At 39.6% G+C, this 20919-nt stretch carries 15 protein-coding genes and 1 pseudogene; 11 read left to right on the plus strand and 5 right to left on the minus strand.

The features are described 5' to 3' along the window. Positions 1-125: 125 nt before the first annotated feature. Positions 126-1193, minus strand: coding sequence for a M20 family metallo-hydrolase (locus DW173_RS15510; RefSeq protein ID WP_087323922.1), 1068 nt, complete (start codon positions 1191-1193; stop codon positions 126-128). 109 nt (positions 1194-1302) lie between these two features. On the opposite strand from DW173_RS15510, the gene DW173_RS15515 reads away from it, so the two are divergent. After that, a complete protein-coding gene (locus DW173_RS15515) occupies positions 1303-3117 on the plus strand; it encodes an AMP-dependent synthetase/ligase (protein WP_120144720.1) in 1815 nt (604 codons plus the stop codon). Between the two features lie 245 nt (positions 3118-3362). Here the strand turns inward: DW173_RS15515 and DW173_RS15520 are convergent. After that, a pseudogene (locus tag DW173_RS15520) lies at positions 3363-3689 on the minus strand (insulinase family protein); the annotation flags it as partial. A gap of 271 nt (positions 3690-3960) precedes the next feature. On the opposite strand from DW173_RS15520, the gene prfB reads away from it, so the two are divergent. From prfB to DW173_RS15545, 6 genes are all read left to right on the plus strand, one after another. Further along, a protein-coding gene (gene prfB, locus DW173_RS15525) for a peptide chain release factor 2 (protein ID WP_117683141.1) occupies positions 3961-5077 on the plus strand; the annotation gives its coding sequence in 2 pieces (ribosomal slippage) (positions 3961-4023 and positions 4025-5077; 1116 coding nt in all). A gap of 84 nt (positions 5078-5161) precedes the next feature. Beyond that, positions 5162-5296, plus strand: a complete 135-nt coding sequence (locus DW173_RS24340) for a hypothetical protein (protein WP_049701693.1) — start codon at positions 5162-5164, stop codon at positions 5294-5296. Positions 5297-5531: 235 nt separating this feature from the next. Then, on the plus strand, positions 5532-6584 hold the full coding sequence (locus tag DW173_RS15530; protein ID WP_120144722.1) for a porin: 1053 nt from the start codon (positions 5532-5534) through the stop codon (positions 6582-6584). 125 nt (positions 6585-6709) lie between these two features. Next, on the plus strand, positions 6710-7177 hold the full coding sequence (locus DW173_RS15535; RefSeq protein ID WP_120144723.1) for a CYTH domain-containing protein: 468 nt from the start codon (positions 6710-6712) through the stop codon (positions 7175-7177). Positions 7178-7235: 58 nt separating this feature from the next. Further along, positions 7236-8528 (plus strand): MgtC/SapB family protein, encoded by a 1293-nt coding sequence (locus DW173_RS15540; protein ID WP_008776007.1) that lies wholly within the window; start codon positions 7236-7238, stop codon positions 8526-8528. Positions 8529-8675: 147 nt separating this feature from the next. Further along, positions 8676-9938, plus strand: coding sequence for an ATP-binding protein (locus DW173_RS15545; RefSeq protein WP_087323926.1), 1263 nt, complete (start codon positions 8676-8678; stop codon positions 9936-9938). A 344-nt stretch (positions 9939-10282) separates the two neighbouring features. Here DW173_RS15545 and DW173_RS15550 read toward each other — a convergent pair whose 3' ends face one another. Both DW173_RS15550 and DW173_RS15555 read right to left on the minus strand, forming a co-directional pair. Continuing rightward, a complete protein-coding gene (locus DW173_RS15550; protein WP_087323928.1) occupies positions 10283-11443 on the minus strand; it encodes a DNA/RNA non-specific endonuclease in 1161 nt (386 codons plus the stop codon). Further along, complete coding sequence (locus DW173_RS15555; protein ID WP_087323930.1) at positions 11440-12465, minus strand: endonuclease; 1026 nt, start codon at positions 12463-12465, stop codon at positions 11440-11442. Before DW173_RS15555 ends, DW173_RS15550 begins: the two co-directional genes overlap by 4 nt. A gap of 200 nt (positions 12466-12665) precedes the next feature. Between DW173_RS15555 and DW173_RS15560 the strand changes: the two genes are divergently transcribed. From DW173_RS15560 to DW173_RS15575, 4 genes are all read left to right on the plus strand, one after another. Further along, positions 12666-15194 (plus strand): TonB-dependent receptor, encoded by a 2529-nt coding sequence (locus DW173_RS15560; RefSeq protein WP_008024272.1) that lies wholly within the window; start codon positions 12666-12668, stop codon positions 15192-15194. A gap of 47 nt (positions 15195-15241) precedes the next feature. After that, positions 15242-16084 (plus strand): DUF5689 domain-containing protein, encoded by an 843-nt coding sequence (locus DW173_RS15565; protein WP_004313872.1) that lies wholly within the window; start codon positions 15242-15244, stop codon positions 16082-16084. Positions 16085-16104: 20 nt separating this feature from the next. Further along, a complete protein-coding gene (locus tag DW173_RS15570) occupies positions 16105-18138 on the plus strand; it encodes a DUF6359 domain-containing protein (RefSeq protein WP_229037498.1) in 2034 nt (677 codons plus the stop codon). 127 nt (positions 18139-18265) lie between these two features. After that, positions 18266-19114, plus strand: a complete 849-nt coding sequence (locus tag DW173_RS15575; protein WP_022199040.1) for a DNA/RNA non-specific endonuclease — start codon at positions 18266-18268, stop codon at positions 19112-19114. A gap of 48 nt (positions 19115-19162) precedes the next feature. On the opposite strand, the gene DW173_RS15580 is transcribed toward DW173_RS15575, so the two are convergent. Then, complete coding sequence (locus DW173_RS15580) at positions 19163-20716, minus strand: ATP-binding protein (RefSeq protein ID WP_087318173.1); 1554 nt, start codon at positions 20714-20716, stop codon at positions 19163-19165. Positions 20717-20919: the final 203 nt, after the last annotated feature.

A 20919-nucleotide genomic window follows, 5' to 3' on the forward strand; every position in this document is an offset into this window, starting at 1 on the left:
TTGTTGTATTATAGTATCGTGATTTGCTAATCTGGATGAATTTGTTCGTATTGGTGGACAATTCATACTTGCTGTGACAGTTAAGTTATATCGGATTTCTTACAGCAAGTATGAATAGCTATGGCTTAAATCAGAAGCCCGTCCAATAGCTCTAAATAAAGTCCGATAGCTTCTTCTATCTCTTTCAGCATAATATATTCCTCTGCCGTGTGTGAACGTGACGAGCGTCCCGGACCAATTTTTACCGATGGGAAGGACATTAAGGCCTGGTCGGACAATGTTGGAGAACCAAAAGGAACGCGTCCTAACTTCATTGCTTTCTGTACAAATGGGTGTTTCTCGTCAATCCGTGAAGAATTGAGACGGAATGAACGAGCTTGGGCTTCACAGGAAATATGCTTTTTGATTTCAGCAAACAGTTCTTCATTTGAGTAAAGCTCGTTGCTCCGGACATCGACGATGAAAGTACATTTATCGGGAATCACATTGTGTTGTGTACCGGCATTGATAACAGTGACACTCATCTTCACGGGACCCAACAAGGGCGATTCTTTCTCAAAACGATAATCACGGAACCAGGCAATATCATCCAATACTTTGTAAATTGCATTGTCTCCTTCATTACGCGCTGCGTGTCCTGCTTTACCTGTTGCGGTAACATCTAGTACCATTAATCCCTTCTCGGCAATGGCGGGTTGCATCTCTGTAGGTTCACCTACTATGGCGAACGAAACAGGAGGGAGCCCCTGTAATACACTCTCAATGCCATCCTTGCCTGAAACTTCTTCTTCACAAGAGGCCAGATAAATCAGATTATACTTCTGCGAAGTACGACATAGTTGCAGGAACACCTGTAATAACGAAACAACGCTGGCACCGGCATCGTTACTTCCTAATCCATAGATCTTACCGTTTTCTTCACGTGGAGTGAACGGATCTTTCCGCCAACCGTTAACCGGTTTCACTGTGTCTATGTGGGAGTTAAGTAAAATAGTCGGCTTCTTCAGATCAAACATCGGACTAAAGCACCACACATTATTTCCTTTACGTCCCGTCTGCATACCTGCCATTTCAATATAGTTTTGCAGGAAATCCGCAGCCTGGGTTTCTTCCCGGCTGATTGAAGGAATACTAATCAGTGATTTAAGCAGGCTTACAGCCTCTGTTGTCATATACGGAATATCATATTTCATAGTGCAAATCTTTTATCTATACCTTAATATTTGCACAAAGATAGTCGTTTTGAGCAATAGTTTCAAATAAAACTAATACCTTTGTACCATATTTACTAATACAAAGAGTATGACTTATCATCATTTATCTGTCCTGGTCCATCGTCAGGCCGAAAAATATGGCGACAAGGTAGCCTTAAAATACCGTGACTATGAGACAGCTCAATGGATTCCTATTTCATGGAAGCAGTTCTCCGGATCAGTACGGCAAGCAGCTAATGCTTTCGTGGCATTGGGAGTAGAAGAACAAGAGAATATCGGTATATTTTCACAAAATAAACCCGAATGGTTCTATGTCGACTTTGGCGCGTTTGCCAATCGGGCTGTTACTATTCCGTTTTATGCAACGAGTTCACCTGCGCAGGCGCAATATATCATTAATGATGCGCAGATTCGTTTCCTTTTTGTAGGCGAGCAATACCAGTATGATGCTGCTTTCAGCATCTTTGGTTTCTGTACCTCTCTGCAACAACTGATTATTTTTGACCGCTCGGTAGTGAAAGATCCCCGCGACGTATCGTCTATCTATTTTGATGAGTTTATGGCGATGGGAGAGGGATTACCTCACAATGATACGGTAGAAGAGCGTACCGAACGGGCTTCATACGATGACTTGGCAAACATTCTCTATACATCCGGCACAACGGGTGAACCGAAGGGCGTCATGCTTCATCATTCCTGTTATCTGGAACAGTTTCATACACATGATGACCGTTTGACGACCATGTCGGATAAGGATGTATCTATGAACTTCCTCCCCTTGACACACGTGTTTGAGAAAGCATGGTGTTATCTCTGTATTCATAAAGGAGTGCAGATTTGTATCAATCTCCGTCCGGCGGATATTCAGACAACGATTAAGGAAATTCGTCCGACACTGATGTGTAGTGTTCCCCGTTTCTGGGAGAAAGTATATGCAGGTGTACAGGAGAAAATTAACGAAACAACAGGGTTGAAGAAAGCACTGATGTTGGATGCTATCCGGGTAGGTAGAATCCATAATTTGGATTATCTGCGTTTGGGTAAGACTCCTCCGCTGATGAATCAACTGAAATATAAATTCTACGAAAAGACAATCTACTCTCTACTGAAAAAAACAATAGGTATTGAGAACGGTAACTTTTTCCCGACTGCCGGTGCTGCCGTCCCCGATGAAATCAATGAATTTGTCCATTCGGTAGGAATCAATATGGTGGTAGGATATGGTTTGACGGAATCGACGGCCACTGTATCTTGTACATTGCCGATTGGCTATGATATCGGTTCAGTAGGTGTTGTACTTCCGGGAATTGAAGTGAAAATCGGTGAAGACAATGAAATTCTTCTTCGGGGCAAGACGATTACCAAAGGTTATTATAAGAAAGCAGAAGCTACGGCTGCTGCCATTGAACCGGATGGCTGGTTTCATACAGGTGATGCCGGTTACTTTAAAAATGGCCAGCTTTTCCTGACGGAACGCATTAAAGACCTGTTCAAAACATCGAACGGTAAATATGTTGCTCCGCAAGCTTTGGAAACGAAATTGGTTATTGACCGTTATATTGACCAGATTGCCATTATTGCCGATCAGCGTAAGTTTGTTTCCGCTCTGATTGTTCCTGTATATGGGTTTGTGAAAGAGTATGCGGAAGAAAAAGGCATTAAATACAAAGATATGGAGGAACTGTTGAAACATCCGAAGATTGTAGGATTGTTCCGTGCACGGATTGATACACTCCAACAGCAGTTTGCACACTATGAGCAAATCAAACGTTTCACTCTGCTTCCCGAACCGTTCAGTATGGAACGTGGAGAACTGACTAATACGTTGAAATTGAAACGGTCGGTAGTTGCCAAGAATTATAGTGAGCAGATTGAAAAGATGTACGAAGAAAATGAGAAATAAGAGATGGACGGTGACGGTGAACGTTAAATATGAAACGGTAAACCGTAAACGATAAGTCGCAAACAATAAAACGGTGAACAAAATCTGTGCAATTGGCAGAGTTGTTCACCGTTTATTATTTATAAGTACATCTCCCTAATTAGTTTGTATTGTTTTCATTTTTACAAATTCCTTATAAAGAAAAACTTCTTGATTTTGATAGTATAAACTTATTTAGAGGACATACTTAGTTTATTCGTTCCTTTTTAGTATCCGAAAATCTGCTCCTGCGTCAATTCTTCAATAGGACCTACAGCTTTCAGCTTATCCAGTTCCAAATCCTTCTTATCTCCCAGAATGCAATAAACATACGTGCGTCCTTTTACCCATTGCTTTTGGAAATCGGCAATGTCTTTCAGCGTCATGTCCTGTATATCATTGTAGAGCTTGATACGTGGGTCTACGTTTTGGCCTAGGTCCTGTGCATTGATATAACTCCAGATGATGTCACCTTTGATGATACGTTTGGTACGCAGGCGGTTCGTTAATCCGTCTTTAGCCAGTTTGAATGCAGCCTCCGATTCCGGCATATTCTCATTCAGTCCGGAGAGTACGACATACGTACGTTCGTTGCCCGGAGATACGTAGAAAGTACAAGCCAAGCGATAGAATTCACTTTTCAGTTCCTCCGGTGTCATGTCCGAAGTACCCAGATATTATGTCAGGAAGAGTGACAAGCAAGAAAGTTTCAATAGTTTGTTCATAATATGACAACATTTTAATAACAAAAACAAAGGTAGCAGATTTTTGCTTATCTTTGTCCCCCGATATCTGAAATTTGTAAATAATAAAATTGTAAATCAAATGATTACTATTGAACAACTTAAAGACGTGAAAGAGCGCACTGATGCGCTGAGGAGGTATCTTTGACATCGACGGGAAGAAAATTCAAGTCGAAGAAGAGCAATTAAGAACACAAGCTCCGGGATTTTGGGATGACCAGAAGAAGGCCGAAGCTCAAATGAAATTGGTGAAAGATCTGCAAAAGTGGATTGAAGGCTACAACGAACTCAAAACGCTGGCAGACGAACTCGAACTGGCATTTGATTTCTATAAAGAAGAACTGGTGACTGAGGAAGATGTAGATGCTGCTTATGCAAAAGCCAGTGAGGCGGTAGAGGCACTCGAACTCAAAAATATGCTTCGTGATGAAGCCGACCAGATGGATTGTGTGCTGAAAATCAATTCAGGTGCCGGTGGTACGGAAAGTCAGGACTGGGCTTCCATGTTGATGCGTATGTATCTGCGTTATGCCGAGACAAATGGTTATAAAGCTACCATTGCCAACCTTCAGGAAGGGGATGAAGCCGGAATCAAGACTTGTACTATCAATATCGAAGGTGACTTTGCTTATGGTTATTTGAAAGGAGAGAACGGTGTGCACCGTTTGGTTCGTGTTTCTCCCTACAATGCGCAGGGTAAACGTATGACCTCTTTTGCTTCTGTGTTTGTTACTCCGTTGGTAGATGACAGTATTGAAGTTAATATTTTGCCTGCCAATATCTCTTGGGATACGTTCCGAAGCGGTGGTGCCGGTGGACAGAATGTGAATAAGGTGGAGTCCGGTGTCCGTTTGCGTTATCAGTATAAAGACCCTTATACCGGTGAGGAAGAAGAAATCCTGATCGAGAATACCGAAACCCGTGACCAACCGAAGAATCGTGAGAATGCAATGCGTCAGTTACGTTCTATCTTATATGATAAGGAATTGCAGCACCGTATGGCAGAACAGGCGAAGGTGGAAGCCGGTAAGAAGAAAATCGAATGGGGTTCTCAAATCCGAAGCTACGTATTTGATGACCGTCGTGTGAAAGACCACCGTACCAACTATCAAACCTCGGATGTGAACGGCGTGATGGATGGCAAAATAGATGGTTTTATCAAAGCTTATTTGATGGAGTTTTCTTCACAAGAATCATAAAAAATAAAATTAGCAAGAATTATTTTTGGAAAGTTAATAGATTTGTACTTACTTTGTTAGCGTTGAACTTAAAAGCTAACTATTATGAGTAAGGGGAAGAAAAAAGTAGCGATTACCAAAAAAGAAGAAGAACAAGCTCAAAAGGTTGTCAAAATAGTGTTCGTCTCATTAATTATTTTGGCATTGATTATGCTGATTGCATTTTCCTTTTTCGGCTGATAAGTTCACCACAAATTACATGGTCAACCCAGACTGTTTGGCTATTGATAGAATGAATATCAAATCCAATCTGTGTTAATCTGAGTAATCTGTGGTGAACTCTTTGTTTTGTAATGCATTTGTATTCTATGTAATATGAATGTAACTTTTCTGTCATTTTCCTGTATTCGATTTGTCATCTTCGTGTATCCTCACAGTTGTACTTTTGCCGTGAATTTAGTAGCATACAACTGAAATGAGTAGAATCACAACAACCGTCGTCATGCTTTTGCTGGCGACAATGGCCTTTGGGCAGGCAAAAGAAGATGCCGGGGATGGCAAGAAGCTGGATAAGCAGACAATGGAATTTAAGGATTACCTGCCGGAGATTCACGGAACTATCCGGGGAAAATATGAATACCAGACAGAAACAAGTGAAAGTCGTTTTGAAGTACGTAACGCGCGCTTCAGTGTTTCGGGCAATGTACATCCGTTAGTTGCCTATAAAGCGGAAATCGACCTTTCCGACGAAGGTTCCATTAAAATGCTTGATGCGTATGCACGTGTTTTTCCGGTGAAAGACCTGAATTTTACGATCGGTCAGATGCGCGTTCCTTTCACGATAGATGCTCACCGCTCACCACATCAGCAGTATTTTGCCAACCGTTCATTCATTGCCAAGCAAGTAGGAAATGTGCGTGATGTCGGTTTGACGGCTGGTTATACGAATAAAGACGGTTTCCCATTTATTCTTGAAGGGGGATTGTTCAACGGCTCCGGTCTGACAAATCAGAAAGAATGGCATAAAACGCTGAATTACTCCATAAAAGCGCAGTTACTGCCCAATAAGAACTGGAATCTGACACTTAGCACCCAAATGATAAAACCGGAAAATGTGCGGATTAATATGTACGATGCCGGTGTCTATTATCAGAATGACCGTTTTCATATTGAGGCGGAATATTTATATAAAATGTACGGCCACGAAGCATTTAAAGATGTTCATGCGGTGAATAGTTTTATTAATTACGATTTACCATTAAAGAAAGTGTTCAATAAAATCTCTTTCCTGGCTCGCTATGATATGATGACCGATCATAGTGATGGCAAGATGGATGAAACGACAAAAGCTCTGATTATAAATGATTATGCCCGGCATCGTGTGACGGGTGGAATCACGCTAAGTCTTTCCAAAGCTTTCATTGCCGACCTCCGATTGAACTTCGAGAAATATTTCTATAAGAACTCCGGCGTTCCAAAAGAATCGGAACGGGACAAAATCGTGATTGAGTTTATGACGAGATTCTGAAATAAATTGAGACTTGAAAATTGAGAATTAAGAATTGTAGTTTTCTGATACATGATGTGAGGTATCAAACTATCATTTTTTAATTCTCAATTCTCAATTTTCAATTTTTAATTTATCTTTGTGCCATGGCACAGGAAATAGAACGTAAATTTTTAGTTATCGGTGAATTCAAGTCTTCGGCTTTTGCGCAGAGTCATATTGTGCAGGGGTATATCAGTAGTGCTCGCGGGCGTACTGTCCGGGTTCGTATTCGGGATGAAAAAGGTTATCTGACAATAAAGGGAGCCTCTAATGCTTCCGGTACCAGTCGTTATGAATGGGAAAAGGAGCTGGCTTTATCAGAAGCAGAAGAATTGATGAAGCTTTGCGAACCGGGGATTATTGACAAGACCCGTTATTTGGTACGTAGTGGCAAACATGTATTTGAAATCGACGAGTTTTATGGTGAGAATGAAGGACTTATTGTGGCAGAAGTAGAGTTGGAATCGGAAGATGAGGCTTTTGTAAAACCCGACTTTATTGGTGAGGAGGTAACGGGCGACATACGCTACTATAATTCACAGCTAATGAAAAAACCGTATAAAACGTGGTGAGCGTTAACAAATAAACCGTATATTTGTTCTTATATAAAAAAGAGAGCAGTGTATGGATATGGAACAGTTGTACAGCTATGTGCCGCGTGAATTGGTTACTTTTGTTTTAGTAACCTTGTTTTCTTTATTAATTGGACTTTCGCAACGTCGAATCAGTCTGAAGCGTGAGGGGGAGACTACTCTTTTCGGAACTGACCGCACTTTTACTTTTATTGGTATACTGGGTTACTTGCTTTATATCTTAGACCCTACGGATATGCGTCTGTTTATGGGAGGTGGAGCGGTATTGGGATTGCTGTTGGGATTAAACTATTATGTAAAGCAATCACAATTTCATGTTTTTGGTGTAACTACCATCATTATTGCCCTGATTACTTATTGTATGGCTCCTATCGTAGCTACCCAACCTTCCTGGTTTTATGTCATGGTAGTTGTGACTGTGCTCCTGCTGACTGAACTCAAACATACTTTTACAGAGTTTGCTCAACGGATGAAGAATGATGAAATGATTACGTTAGCCAAGTTCTTGGCTATCAGCGGTATCATATTACCGATGCTTCCGCATAAGAATCTGATTCCGGATATTAATCTTACTCCTTATTCTATCTGGTTGGCAACGGTAGTAGTATCCGGCATTTCCTATCTCTCTTACCTATTAAAGAGATATGTATTCCATGAATCCGGAACGTTAGTTTCTGGTATTATTGGTGGATTATACAGCAGTACGGCTACGATCTCGGTACTTGCCCGTAAAAGCCGGAAAGCCTCTGAACAGGAAGCGACTGATTATGTTGCTGCCATGCTGTTGGCTGTCAGCATGATGTTTCTACGATTTATGATACTGATACTTATTTTCAGTAGAGAAATCTTCCTGTCTATTTATCCGTATCTGTTGACTATGGCGGTGGTGGCGGCTATTGTTGCCTGGTTTATCCATTCCCGACAAAAACGACCGGAAGACCAGCCTGCTGAAACAGAAGAAGATGATAGTAGCAACCCGTTGGAATTTAAAGTTGCTTTGATTTTTGCCGTACTCTTTGTGATATTCACTTTCTTAACTCACTATACGTTAGTGTATGCGGGCACAGGCGGATTAAATCTCTTGTCTTTTGTTTCCGGTTTTAGTGATATAACTCCTTTTATATTAAACTTGTTGCAAAATACAGGCAGTGTGGCTGCACTGATAATTACTGCTTGTAGTATGCAGGCTATTATTAGCAATATAATGGTAAACATGTTCTATGCTCTATTCTTTGCAGGGAAGGGGAGTAAACTTCGTCCTTGGATTTTGGGAGGATTCGGTGTGGTAATTGCTTGTAATCTCGTTTTGTTGCTGTTCTTTTATATTTAAGAAAGGGGAGCAATTGATCGTTTTTCATTAGTCCTAGTTCTAGTAATTTACTATTTTGTCGAATATAATCGATGAAATAGATGTGTTTTTGTCGACTATATTCGATAAAAATAATCTATATTTGTCGAATATAATCGATAATGTAAAATGAATAAGGAACTGATAAAAGGATTGATAGCTGAATATCAGCAGTTTGTAAAGAGCGTGTCATTCGTGAAACGTGCGGTGACTCTATCTGATAACTTCAATTATGTCTTTGTAGGTTTACGTCGGGTTGGGAAGTCTTATTTGATGTATCAGCAGATACATCATTTAATAGAGATAGGTATTTCACCGGAAGAGATTCTTTTCTTTAATTTTGAGGATGAGCGAATAGCTGGTATGGATACAGAACATCTTGATATGATAAAGAGATGTTATGAAGAGATGTATTCTCATCGTCCTATATTTTTTTTAGATGAAATACAGATTGTACCGCATTGGGAACAATTTGTCCGACGGCTTGCCGATCAGAAGTACAGGGTTTATGTAACAGGGAGCAATGCTAAGATGTTGAGTAAGGATATAGCTACTACTCTAGGGGGACGTTTTATGATTCAATACGTCTATCCTTTCTCATTCCGTGAGTATTTGTCATCTAACGGTGTTCAATTAGATAAGCTTTGGATTTATAAGAACCGTTCGGAGGTAGTCCGACATTTCGATACTTACTTTCGTTTTGGTGGTTTGCCTGAACTGTTAGTGGCCGAGGGACAAGAGAAGCGACAATGGCTGAGTAGTCTTTTTAATAAGATATTCTTCGGTGATTTAGTGGCTCGTTATTCTATTCGAAATGATATGGCGTTAAAGGTACTCATTCGAAAACTGGCTGAAAGCGTGAAACAGCCTTCTTCTTTCACTCGCCTGGCTAATTTAGTATCTTCTACAGGCAAGAAAATTACCACTGATACTATTATAGACTATTTGAATTATCTGGAAGATACCTGGATCCTATTTCCTTTAGAAAACTATGTAAGTAAGTTAGCTGATAAAGTATCCAATAAAAAGTTCTATTTTATGGATAATGGAATACTGAGTCTGTTTTTAATGGACCCGGAAACTTCTTTATTGGAAAATCTTGTAGCAGTAACACTAAAGAAACGGTATGGCGATGGTTTATATTTCTATCATCGGAATATAGAAGTAGACTTTTATCTGGATGAAGCACATAAGGCCATACAAGTATCATATAGTTTAAAAGATCCAGAGACTCGAAAACGAGAAGTGAATGCCTTACTGAAACTTGCAGAAAATGTGGCAGTGGATGATCTGTGTATTATTACCAGAGACGAAGAGGAAATGATCGTAGAAGGAGAGAAGACGATTCGGGTTGTGCCGGTATGGAGGTGGTTGTTGGATGATGAAGAATGAAAGTTTGTTTTTTATTTGCTAAGTTCCTCTTATTATAAAAAGAGAATACTACGTGGATATGGAACAGTTGTATAGCTGTGTGCCTCATAAATCAGTTACGATGTTTTTAGTGACTTTGTTTTCTTTATTAATGTTACTTGTCATATTAAAGTATGTTTGATATAAGGTTGAAAACGTGCAAAATATCTGCTATCTGCAACACTATGCTACATTGGCTATTGGTGTCTTTGGCATTTTTTTTTGTTGCAGATGGCAGATAAGGTGAAAAGATTTACAGTGTATCCTAAGCTTCTTTCCAATGATTCATGATTATTATACTATAGATTGCAATAACTTGATATTTCCTATTGGAACCATGCTTTTTCATTGTATTTAGCTTCCACTTCTGACTCAATATCGGGCGGAAGATTATGAAAGAAATCAATGTGGGTTTTCTCTTCCAGCTTATCTATAGACATAGCATAGCTCTTGATAGTGGAACTTGGGTCATAATCAAATTGATTCACGTAATACGCCATTCCCTGTGTGTATTGCCCATTTTGGTATAAAAGAAGAGCTATAAAATAGAAACGTGGAACAGCAACATGATTTCCCGTATATTTTATTTCTTCGTCATCTATATACCCTCCTTTAACAACGTATAACGTATCATTATCTCCTAATTTATGTACAAAATCATTCTTTCCATTTGGAGCTTTTATTGATTGTTCGAATTTGGTCCAGAATCCAGTATTGAAAGCTGTTGATTGGGGGCTCATATTTGAATAATAGAAAGTTTGTTTGTTTGCTTCTAGTGAGTATGTACGATCGTATGATGCACATAAATGTCCTCTACTATATTCTTTATAGTCTTTTTCATAAGTCCTATATTCTTCGGGTATTTTTTTATCGTACATCCAGGCGTCAGTACGAGATACATTGGATATTTTAGTTTTACTATCAAAAGTAAATGCGACCCAGCGTGCATGCTTTTTTGAATAATCATATTCCATACTATATGTTATAATTTCTTTCCCTTCTATGTTTGTAGTATGTGTTATGAATTGATTCATGCTTCCACCTTTCAACTTCGGAATTTCAATCCTCCCTGCATATCCAGAAGGTTTTTCCGGATCCGGGTCTGGATCCGGATTCGAACTATCGCCTGCTAATTGTTTGAGTGTAAATTGGGCTTCTTCTTTTCCGGAAGTGATTGTAATAATGACACTTCGTTCAGCTCCGGTATTTGCTTTCATATATCCACTGATAGAGCCATTTCCATTGCCGGATGCTCTACTCAATGTGCACCAAGTCTCACTGCTTGAAGCCTGCCATATGCCGTCAACTTTTACACGAATGATAAATCCGCCTCCGTTTCCATTGATTTGCGTTTGGTCTATAGAGGCGATTCCTTGATTCGTATTGCCCGGATTATCAGGGAGCTCGGGAGAATCCTGTTCACTACATGAGATTGCAGTGCTACAGGTTATGAACAGGATGAATAGTCTAAATAATGCTTTTGTCATTTCACTTCTTTAATTAGATAAATAATAGTAGGCAAGTGATCGCTATATCCGTTTAACCATACACCACCTGCTTGCGTCCGTTTAGGATATCCTTTATATTTCCCTTCTTTTTGGAACATGAAATCACGGCGGAAGATTTCATGTTTATAGAATTTCAGTGTACTGCGGTCAGTGCCCAACAAATTCCCGGTGAATACAATTTGATCGAACAAATTCCATTTACCTTTGTACATCAGAGTTCCGTATCCTTTCTTCAAAGTATCCCACCACGGATTGTACAAGTCTGTAGGACCTACATCAGCAGGTTTCCGCTTAGCTCCAAGTGCTACAGCCATACTTTTATCCATCGGGTCATCGTTCATATCCCCCATGATAACAATTTTGGCTGCGGAGTCTTCCCTTAACAGTGAGTCTTTGATCGCTCTAACTTGCTCCCCTGCGCGTTCACGCACCGGAGAAGCGGCAGCTCTCGAAGGCCAGTGATTGACGATAAAGTGCATTTTCTCACCTGCGATATTACCGCTGGCAATCAAGAAACCACGTGTTTTATGCACTGTATCATTGATATATACATAAGGTACGAGTTTACTATTTGTCAGTTCAAACAATTTGGGATTATAGAAAAAAGCACAGTCTACACCACGTCTGTCTTCTCCTTCGTAGTGAACATACTGGTACCCTTTGTCCGCTAAGGCAGGTTGTTTCAGTATGTCTTCCAATACTCTGTAATTTTCGATTTCAGAAACGCCGATAATGGCGGGACCCATTGGTAACTTGTCGGTACTTAACATACTTAATATTTCCGACATGTTTTTCAGCTTAGCCTTATACTTCATCGTATTCCACTGATTAGTACCGTTAGGAAGATACTCGTAGTCATTCTTACCTTCATCATGAATGGTGTCAAACAAATTCTCCATATTGTAGAACGCTACACTGTAGAGGGCAAATTTCTTTTCTTGTCCGTAGGCCATGAGGACAAAAAGAGCGAGTACACCTAAAGTCATTAAGCTTTTTTTCATCTTTAAAATTGATTTTAAAAGTGGGTAATTTGTCTTTTGTATGACAAATATCTAAAAAGAAAACGGAAAAACCACCCTTGCTAGTTACTTTTTTTGCAAAAAACATTGTTATATATAAAATTCTTTGTTATTTTGCGTAACAACATATTTCTTTTATGTTGCAAAATGAAAGACCAATTAACATTAATATAAATTAAATTATGAAACAACGACTAGGGTTAGCGATCGTGCTATTTTGCTTAATGCCAGCACTTTTTGCGCAGCAAAAGGCAAAGCAAAACGCCCGTGAGGACAATGCTTCTTTCATGTTTACAGAATCACAATTGAATGAGGATGATGATGCAGCACAGAGCACATCTGCATTGGTCACTTCTAACAATGATGTTTATCTGTCAAATGTAGGTTATCTGTTTAGCCCAATGAGATTTCGTGTAAGGGGATATGATTCCCAGTACAGTGACATGTATATCAATGGGGTACAGTTTAATGATGCAGAAACAGGACGTTTCAGCTACGGATTAATAGGAGGATTGAACGATGCTACCCGTAATAAGGAAGGGATCGGTCCTTTTGAATTTAACAACTTTACTTTTGGTGCGATAGGAGGTGCCACCAATATCAATTTACGTGCCAGCCAATATGCGGCTGGCTCAAAACTAACACTGTCAGGTAGTAACCGCAACTACATTTTGCGTGGAATGTATACTTATTCTACAGGTCTGATGAACAATGGTTGGGCATTTACCGGATCATTAGGTTATCGCTGGGGTAATGAGGGAAATATTGAAGGAATCAAATATAATTCTTTTTCTTACTTCCTCGGTGCGGAGAAAGTATTCAACGAACGCCATAGTCTCTCTTTGGCAACTTGGGGAACACCGACAGAGAGAGGACAGCAAATGGCGGCAACCGAAGAAGCTTATTATTTAGCGAACAGTCATTATTATAATCCGAACTGGGGATATCAGAATGGAGAAAAACGAAATGCACGTATTGTACGTCAGTTCGAACCATCGGCTATTGCTTCATGGAATTTCACTATTGATGATAATAAGAAATTAGTGACAAGTGCCGGATTCAAATATTCTAACTATGGGAAAAGTGCTCTAGGCTGGAATGGTAATGCGGCCGATCCACGCCCGGATTATTATAAAAAGTTGCCTAGCTCAATCTTTGACGTGTGGGAATCTGTTCCTACTGCCGATGAATTGCAGCAGTTTAATGAAGTCACAGATAATTGGAAAAATAATAAAGCTTATCGTCAGTTAGATTGGGATGCTCTTTATTTTGCCAATAAACAGGCGAATGCATTAGGTAAAGAGACACTTTATTATGTAGAAGAACGTCATGATGATCAGTTGGCTTTCAACCTTAGTTCGGTATTCAATCATCAATGGAATGAACACAACAGCTACATTGCGGGAGTTGCCGTGAATACAACCAAAGGTATGCATTATAAAAAAATGAAGGATTTGCTGGGCGGACAGCTTTATACTGACGTCGACAAATTTGCAGTGCGCGATCATGGAGCTAGTTCCAGTATGGTGCAAAATGATCTTGATAATCCTAACCGCCGTATTGGTGAAGGTGATAAATTTGGTTATGATTATAACATCTATGTGAATAAGCAGAGTGCATGGGTGCGTTATCAGGGTAACAATGGCGGGTCATTAAACTATTTTGCTTCCGGTAAGATAGGATCTACACAGATGTTCCGCGATGGATTGATGAGAAACGGACGTGCTCCGTTGAAATCACTTGGTAGCAGCGGTACGGCTAAATTCCTTGAAGGAGGTATAAAAGCCGGTTTGAATTGGGCTATCAATGGTAACCATTCTTTCACGTTGAATGCCGGATATGAAGAACGTGCACCGTTGGCCTATAACTCTTTTATTGCTCCACGTATTAAGAATGACTTTGTGAGAGACTTGAAAACAGAGCGCATCATTGGTGGTGATTTGACTTATAACTTCAACACTCCATGGGTGATGGGACGTTTGACTGGTTATTACACTCGCTTCCAGAATCAGGTAGAAATGGATGCTTTTTATAATGATAGCGAAGCACGTTTCACTTATCTTTCTATGAATGGCATTGAAAAGGAACATTGGGGAATAGAAGCAGCGGCTACCTTTAAGTTGACAAGTGAACTTTCATTGACGGCTATCGGTACTTGGAGTGAAGCTAAATACACCAATAATCCGGATGCTGTATTGACATATGAAAGTGAGAATGAGTCAAACCTCGATCGTGTTTATGCTAAAGGTATGCGTGCTAATGGTACTCCGCTTTCTGCTTATAGCCTTGCTTTGGATTATAACGTAAAAGGTTGGTTCTTCAATTTGACCGGAAACTATTATGATCGTGTATATATCGATTTCTCAAGCTATCGTCGTCTTGGCAGCGTATTGGATAAAAATGGTGCCGGCGTAGATGCTAATGGAAATCCGGTTCTCCATGTACCGGGTCAGGAGAAACTGGATGGTGGATTTATGTTGGATGCTTCCATCGGAAAATACATTCGTTTACGCAATGGAAAGAGCATTAGCCTTAATTTGAGTTTGACTAATATCTTGAACAATACAGATTTGCGTACAGGTGGTTTCGAACAGAACCGTGATGATAATTACAAAGACGGTGACGCACGTGTTTACAAGTTTTCTAAGAACTCTAAGTATTTCTACGCATTCCCGTTCAACGCTTTCTTGAACATTGGTTATAGATTTTAAGAATGTGTAGTTATCAATCCAAAACAATAAGAAAGGAAGAAACAATTATGAAGAAATTACTATCTATATTATGTACCGGATTGCTGCTATGTGGCGCAGGTCTCACTTCCTGTGAGAACTATGATGATCCGGTGACGGGAAATGCTTATGGCAATAATTCAATCCCGGAAGGACGCACCATTTCAATAGCTGCGCTGAAAGAGAAATACAATGATTTCATTGATACAAGTAAAGATACCTATACCACTATCGAAGGTGAAACGCGCATTGAAGGAGTGATTACCTGCGATGACGAAAGTGGGAACTTATATAAGAAGCTGGTGGTAGCAGATGAGACAGGTGCTATCGTTATTGGTGTTAATGCAACCGGATTGTATGCATTCTGCCCGGTAGGACAGAAAGTGGTAATCGACTGTAAGGGTTTGCAGATAGGTAGCTATCGTAAACAGGCACAGATCGGAACAGTATATAATAATTCTGTAGGCCGTATGCCGGAATATGTATGGAAACAACATGTACGTCTGATTAATGAACCTAAATTATACTATCCAGAACTGACACCGATTGAAATTACTACTCCAGCTGATCTTGCTGCTATAGACTTGAAAGAAGCTCCGGTACTGGTTACTTTCAAAGATATAAAACTTTCCGAAGCAGATGGAACAGCGACTTATGCTCCAGGAGATGAAGGTTCAGTAAAACGTTATTTCACTTATGCTGACGGTACGCAGAGTGGAAGTAATCTATTCCTTTATACCAGTGCTTATGCAAACTTCTCAATGGAAGTAATGCCGCAAGGTAGTGTAAATATTACAGGTATTTTGTTGCGTTACAATAACCAGTGGGAGGTTGTTGTTCGTACTTTAAGCGATATCAAACGAAATAATTAATTCAATTAACACATATAATTATGAAAAAGATTCTAAATGCTTTATTCTTGACACTGCTTGCGGTGTTCACATTTAGTTCATGTAGTGATGTACCGGCTCCTTATGATATATTGGGAGAAGGTGATGTTCCGGGATTGACGGGTGATGGTACGAAAGAAAATCCATATAGCATAGAAGCAGCACAACAGAAACAAGACGGTACAATTGCTTGGGTGCAAGGATATATTGTGGGTACTGTAGAAAATTACGAAGATCCTTCTGGAAGTGCAAAATTTGCAGCACCATTTACAGCTAAAAATAATCTGTTGATAGCTGCTAGTGCAACAGAGACAAATGTAAAGAATTGTGTTTGCGTGCAATTAAGTTCTGGAACAGAGCTGTATTCGAAATTAAACCTTGCAGAAAATGCCACTAATTTGGGACATATTCTTGCTATCCAGGGTTCATTGGAAAAATTCTATGGATTTCCAGGAGTGAAGAGTACAACTGCAGCGACATTAGATGGTAAAGATGTTGGTGGAAGTGGTGAAACAGATCCGGATAATCCTCTCGGACTGGATGATTCTAATCCTGTGAACTCATTCTCTGCTACTTTTGATGATGCAGTAAATAATAACGATTATCTTTTGGCAAATTGGTATAATGTAGCTGTTGCTGGTGGTAGACGTTGGCAAGGAAAAATCTTTAATAATACAGATAAATATATTCAGGCTACTTCTTACAATGCTTCAGGTAGTAATTTTGAATGTTGGTTCGTAACTCCGGCTTTTAAGGTTGATGAAATCGCAGATAAGACTGTCTCTTTCAAGTGTGCGGTTTATAATTATGCAACAGCAGCTGCTAATTCTAATTTGGAAGTTTACTTCTTGAAATTAGTGAATGGTAAGATGGAATCTAGTAAGCTGACAATTGATGGGATGCCTACAACTGATAACACATGGGTGCCATTGGAAGCTAAGTTGGATAGTTATGCAGGACAAACGGGTTTTGTTGGATTCAAATATACTAGTACAAGTAGCACAGAAGCTTTAAGCTATCGTTTAGATGATATTCAAGCAGGAAAAGGCCAAGGTGGTGGAGAAACCCCAGGAGAAGGTACAGAGTTATTAACTAATGGAGGATTTGAAAACTGGGCAGATGGATATCCGACAGGTTGGAAGTCTGCATCTACAGCAAGTAGTGCGACTCTTGAACAGTCTACTGATAAACGGAGTGGTGCTTCGTCCGTTTTGGTAAAGGGTGACCCACAAAGTAATAAGCGCCTAGGCAGTACAGAAATGACATTGAAGGCTGGTACTTATACTTTTAGTGCATATTTAAAAGCTGCAACAGCAGGAAGTACAGCAAGTGCAGCTTTAGGTTATGTACCAATTGGTGATGATGGTGTAATTGGTGGAAATGATTACAAGTATGGTGATTATGCCAATGATTTGACTAATGCTGATTGGGTGGTTAAAAGTTATACATTTACTTTATTAGAGCAGAAAAAGATATGTTTGCTTGTAATGAACTCGAAGAAACCTGGAGGAAACTTATTGGTTGATGATGCTAGTTTAAAAACGACAGATGGTGGAATCGTAGACGGTGGAGGAGTAGATCCGGAACCAGATCCAGAGCTGGATCCATACGAAAGTAATATAGCAATGCCTACTACTTCTGATTCTAAAGTCGATTTCTATTATAATTGTACTGTGAATGAATTTGCTAGTTTAAAGTTGGGAAAAAATGGCGTTGCTGGAACATGGACATCTGACGCTCTAGGGACTGTAAAAACAAAATTATCTTTTTATTCTGTTGCTTGGAGTGGTAAGAATGGTACAAGTCTAACTGTAGAAATTGTAGGTGGAGGTACTTTTGAAGGTGGTGAGGCTTCAAAGACGGTGAGTTTGATTGCGAATACAGGCTTTTCAGGTTCGGGAACTGCTTTTACAATTGTGCCCGTTACTGATACAGACTATCACGAATATACTTTAATTGGCATCACTGCTAATTCTAAGATTAAATTTTCGACAGACAAAGAACGTGGTGCAGTCTTTGGTGTCAAGCTGAAATGATAGTATTAGACTAGTATAACAAAAATATCTCAAAGGAGAAATTGAGTTTTCTCTTTGAGATATTTTTTCTTTTCCTCTTATACAGGAAATAGGGATATGTATCGTAGGTTATCATAAGAATTGAAATATGAAATATTTAGAAAAGTATCTTTTATTGAGTCTGTTGTGCATAAGCTTCTGTGCTTGTGATAAAGATGAAAACAACAACTCCAATAATTTTGCCACCGGTATCGTAGAACTTCCTGCCCTTCGCAATGGTGCAAACGATGTGTTTGTAACTCACTATACGACATTCAATGGACAGAAAGTAACCTCTTTCAGTATGGAATACGATAAGAGTAAGAAACATTCCCGTTGGATTGCATTTCGGTTTGACAATCAAACAAAACAGCAAAATGTGTCACGTAGTGATGAACCTTTTGATGCAGATCCAGCTATTGGTTCACAGTATCAACGTGTACAAGCAGATTTTGGAAAACAAGGTTATGACAGAGGACATCTTTGTGCTTCCGCCGACAGACTTTATTCACGTGAGGTAAATGAACAGACTTTTTATTACACTAATATGAGTCCTCAACGGAATAAATTTAATACAGGTATATGGTTGACTTTGGAGGGACAGGTGCAATCATGGGGACGTAGCTGTACATCTTCAGATACTTTATATGTGGTAAAAGGAGGAACGATTGATAAGGAAGATCAGATCAGAGGATATATTAGTAACGACCGTAGCAAGCCCATTCCTAGATATTATTATATGGCTTTGTTGTTTAAAAAAGGAGATTCATTCAAAGCGATCGCTTTTTGGATGGAGCATACCGACTCTCCGAAATCAACAAAGTTAGTTGACTATGCATTATCAATAGACGAACTGGAAGAAAAGACAGGAATCGATTTCTTCCCGAGTCTGAATGATAATTTAGAAAATGCGCTTGAGGCTACGTATTCAACAGAAGCGTGGCCGGGATTGGAATAAGATCACCACGTTAATAATAACAGACTCTTTGTCAAGGCGGGGTATACTTCAGGATTCTACTACCCATTTTTCGATATTACGGGTTTTCTCACTGAAGTTAATCCCTATCTTGAATAGTTTCCGTCCATCCGCTTCGAAAGGCAGCGCATAGCGTTTGTCATTAATTTGCTGCAAAGCCTCTTCTGCTGTTCCGTTTAGCTTGAATTCCATTATATAAATGAACTTCTCTGTCTGTAGCACGAGATCTATACGCCCGTCATTAGTGTGGTATTCCACCTTGGTATAGAAGCCAACCAGCTTGAAAACGATGAAAAGTACGTTCTCATAATGTAGTTCCTGCTCCCGGATTACTTCGTAAGTCGTATCGGCAAAGAAACTCTGCAGGCGGTGGAAGAAAGAATCATAATCTCCCGTTTCTACTTCACGGACGAATTTTTGAACTTCAAATGGGGATTCCACCTTATTCACATTCGCGTAAAAAGGAAGCAGAAAGCGAATGAATCCTTCTTCTACTTCACGGTTGGGGAAACCTAAACGGTATATGCCAAAACGTTCGTCATATCCTTTAATGGTGAGGTATCCGCTTTGGTAAATCACTGGAATCGGGTTGGTTGATTCGGAGTCGATGCTATTCAGTACTTGTGCATCAGTTTCTTCGTGTGCCATCCGTTCCAGATCATAATGATGCTTTTTTAGTAACTTAACCAGATAGGTAGGTGTCCCCGTCTCAAACCAATAACTGCCGAATTCTTTATATTTGAAAGCGTTGAGCAGACTAAACGGATTATATATACCGATAGAATTATGTGTAAAATGATAGCCATCATAATATTCTTTTAGTTTTGTACAGAGTTTGTCATACGACAAACTTTGCGTCTCTGCAAACTCATGAAGTTCGATATCTAAGTTTTCATGAAGCTCCTGATCGCTGACACCGCAGATTTCAATATAATCTTTTCGCATTGAGATGTCATCCAAATTATTCAAGTCGCTAAACACACTGACTTTGCCGAACTTTGTAACGCCGGTCAAGAACGCGAACTTTATATAGCCATCCATTGTTTTGAGTGCCCCATAGAATGGTTTTAAGGTATTCCGGAATTGTTTTTGCAACTCTTCATTGCCGATAGCTTGTAACATGGGTTTGTCGTATTCATCTACCAAAATAACTACGCGTTGTCCTGCCTGCTTGCAGGCGCGTTCTATGATACCGGCAAAACGCAAAGAAAATGAGCGTTCGGATGGCTCGGCACCATAGAGCTTTTCCCATGCAGTCAACGATTTTTCGAGTATATTATCCAGACTTTCCGGCGTATCATATTTTTCGATATTAAGGTCCAGATGTAGTATCGGATATTTAATCCAATCCTTTTCCAACCTTTCTACAGCCAGTCCTGTAAACAGTTCTTTTTTTCCTTGAAAATAGGCTTCAAGAGTAGAGATGAGCAGACTCTTTCCGAAGCGGCGCGGGCGGCTTAAGAAATAGTAACTACCGGTTTTTACCATTTGATACATCAATGCCGTTTTATCAATATATAAATAGCCGTCATTACGAATCTTTTCGAAATTCTGTATGCCGATGGGATAAATTTTAGTGCTCATATACTCCGGTTTTATAAATCAATTACACAAAGGTAATAAATTTCCGGGTACTTCATTGCTTTTAAAAAGAGGAAAGTATAAGTATAGTTGCTTTTAACTGAATGGAGTGTAGAAAACAGTACGTACTGTTTGAAGTCTATATTTTAATGCCTATATTTCCTCTATGAAAAGCAAGACCGCGACTATCTTTGTGAGTGGAAACG

The sequence above is a fragment of the Bacteroides sp. AM16-13 genome, assembly GCF_003602705.1.
Classification (GTDB): Bacteria; Bacteroidota; Bacteroidia; order Bacteroidales; family Bacteroidaceae; genus Bacteroides; species Bacteroides xylanisolvens.

Coding starts and splice junctions, on each gene's coding strand:
- DW173_RS15510 (WP_087323922.1), bottom strand. CDS start 1,193: ATGAAATATGATATTCCGTATATGACAACAGAGGCTGTAAGCCTGCTT.
- DW173_RS15515 (WP_120144720.1), top strand. CDS start 1,303: ATGACTTATCATCATTTATCTGTCCTGGTCCATCGTCAGGCCGAAAAA.
- DW173_RS24340 (WP_049701693.1), top strand. CDS start 5,162: ATGAGTAAGGGGAAGAAAAAAGTAGCGATTACCAAAAAAGAAGAAGAA.
- DW173_RS15530 (WP_120144722.1), top strand. CDS start 5,532: ATGAGTAGAATCACAACAACCGTCGTCATGCTTTTGCTGGCGACAATG.
- DW173_RS15535 (WP_120144723.1), top strand. CDS start 6,710: ATGGCACAGGAAATAGAACGTAAATTTTTAGTTATCGGTGAATTCAAG.
- DW173_RS15540 (WP_008776007.1), top strand. CDS start 7,236: ATGGAACAGTTGTACAGCTATGTGCCGCGTGAATTGGTTACTTTTGTT.
- DW173_RS15545 (WP_087323926.1), top strand. CDS start 8,676: ATGAATAAGGAACTGATAAAAGGATTGATAGCTGAATATCAGCAGTTT.
- DW173_RS15550 (WP_087323928.1), bottom strand. CDS start 11,443: ATGACAAAAGCATTATTTAGACTATTCATCCTGTTCATAACCTGTAGC.
- DW173_RS15555 (WP_087323930.1), bottom strand. CDS start 12,465: ATGAAAAAAAGCTTAATGACTTTAGGTGTACTCGCTCTTTTTGTCCTC.
- DW173_RS15560 (WP_008024272.1), top strand. CDS start 12,666: ATGAAACAACGACTAGGGTTAGCGATCGTGCTATTTTGCTTAATGCCA.
- DW173_RS15565 (WP_004313872.1), top strand. CDS start 15,242: ATGAAGAAATTACTATCTATATTATGTACCGGATTGCTGCTATGTGGC.
- DW173_RS15570 (WP_229037498.1), top strand. CDS start 16,105: ATGAAAAAGATTCTAAATGCTTTATTCTTGACACTGCTTGCGGTGTTC.
- DW173_RS15575 (WP_022199040.1), top strand. CDS start 18,266: ATGAAATATTTAGAAAAGTATCTTTTATTGAGTCTGTTGTGCATAAGC.
- DW173_RS15580 (WP_087318173.1), bottom strand. CDS start 20,716: ATGAGCACTAAAATTTATCCCATCGGCATACAGAATTTCGAAAAGATT.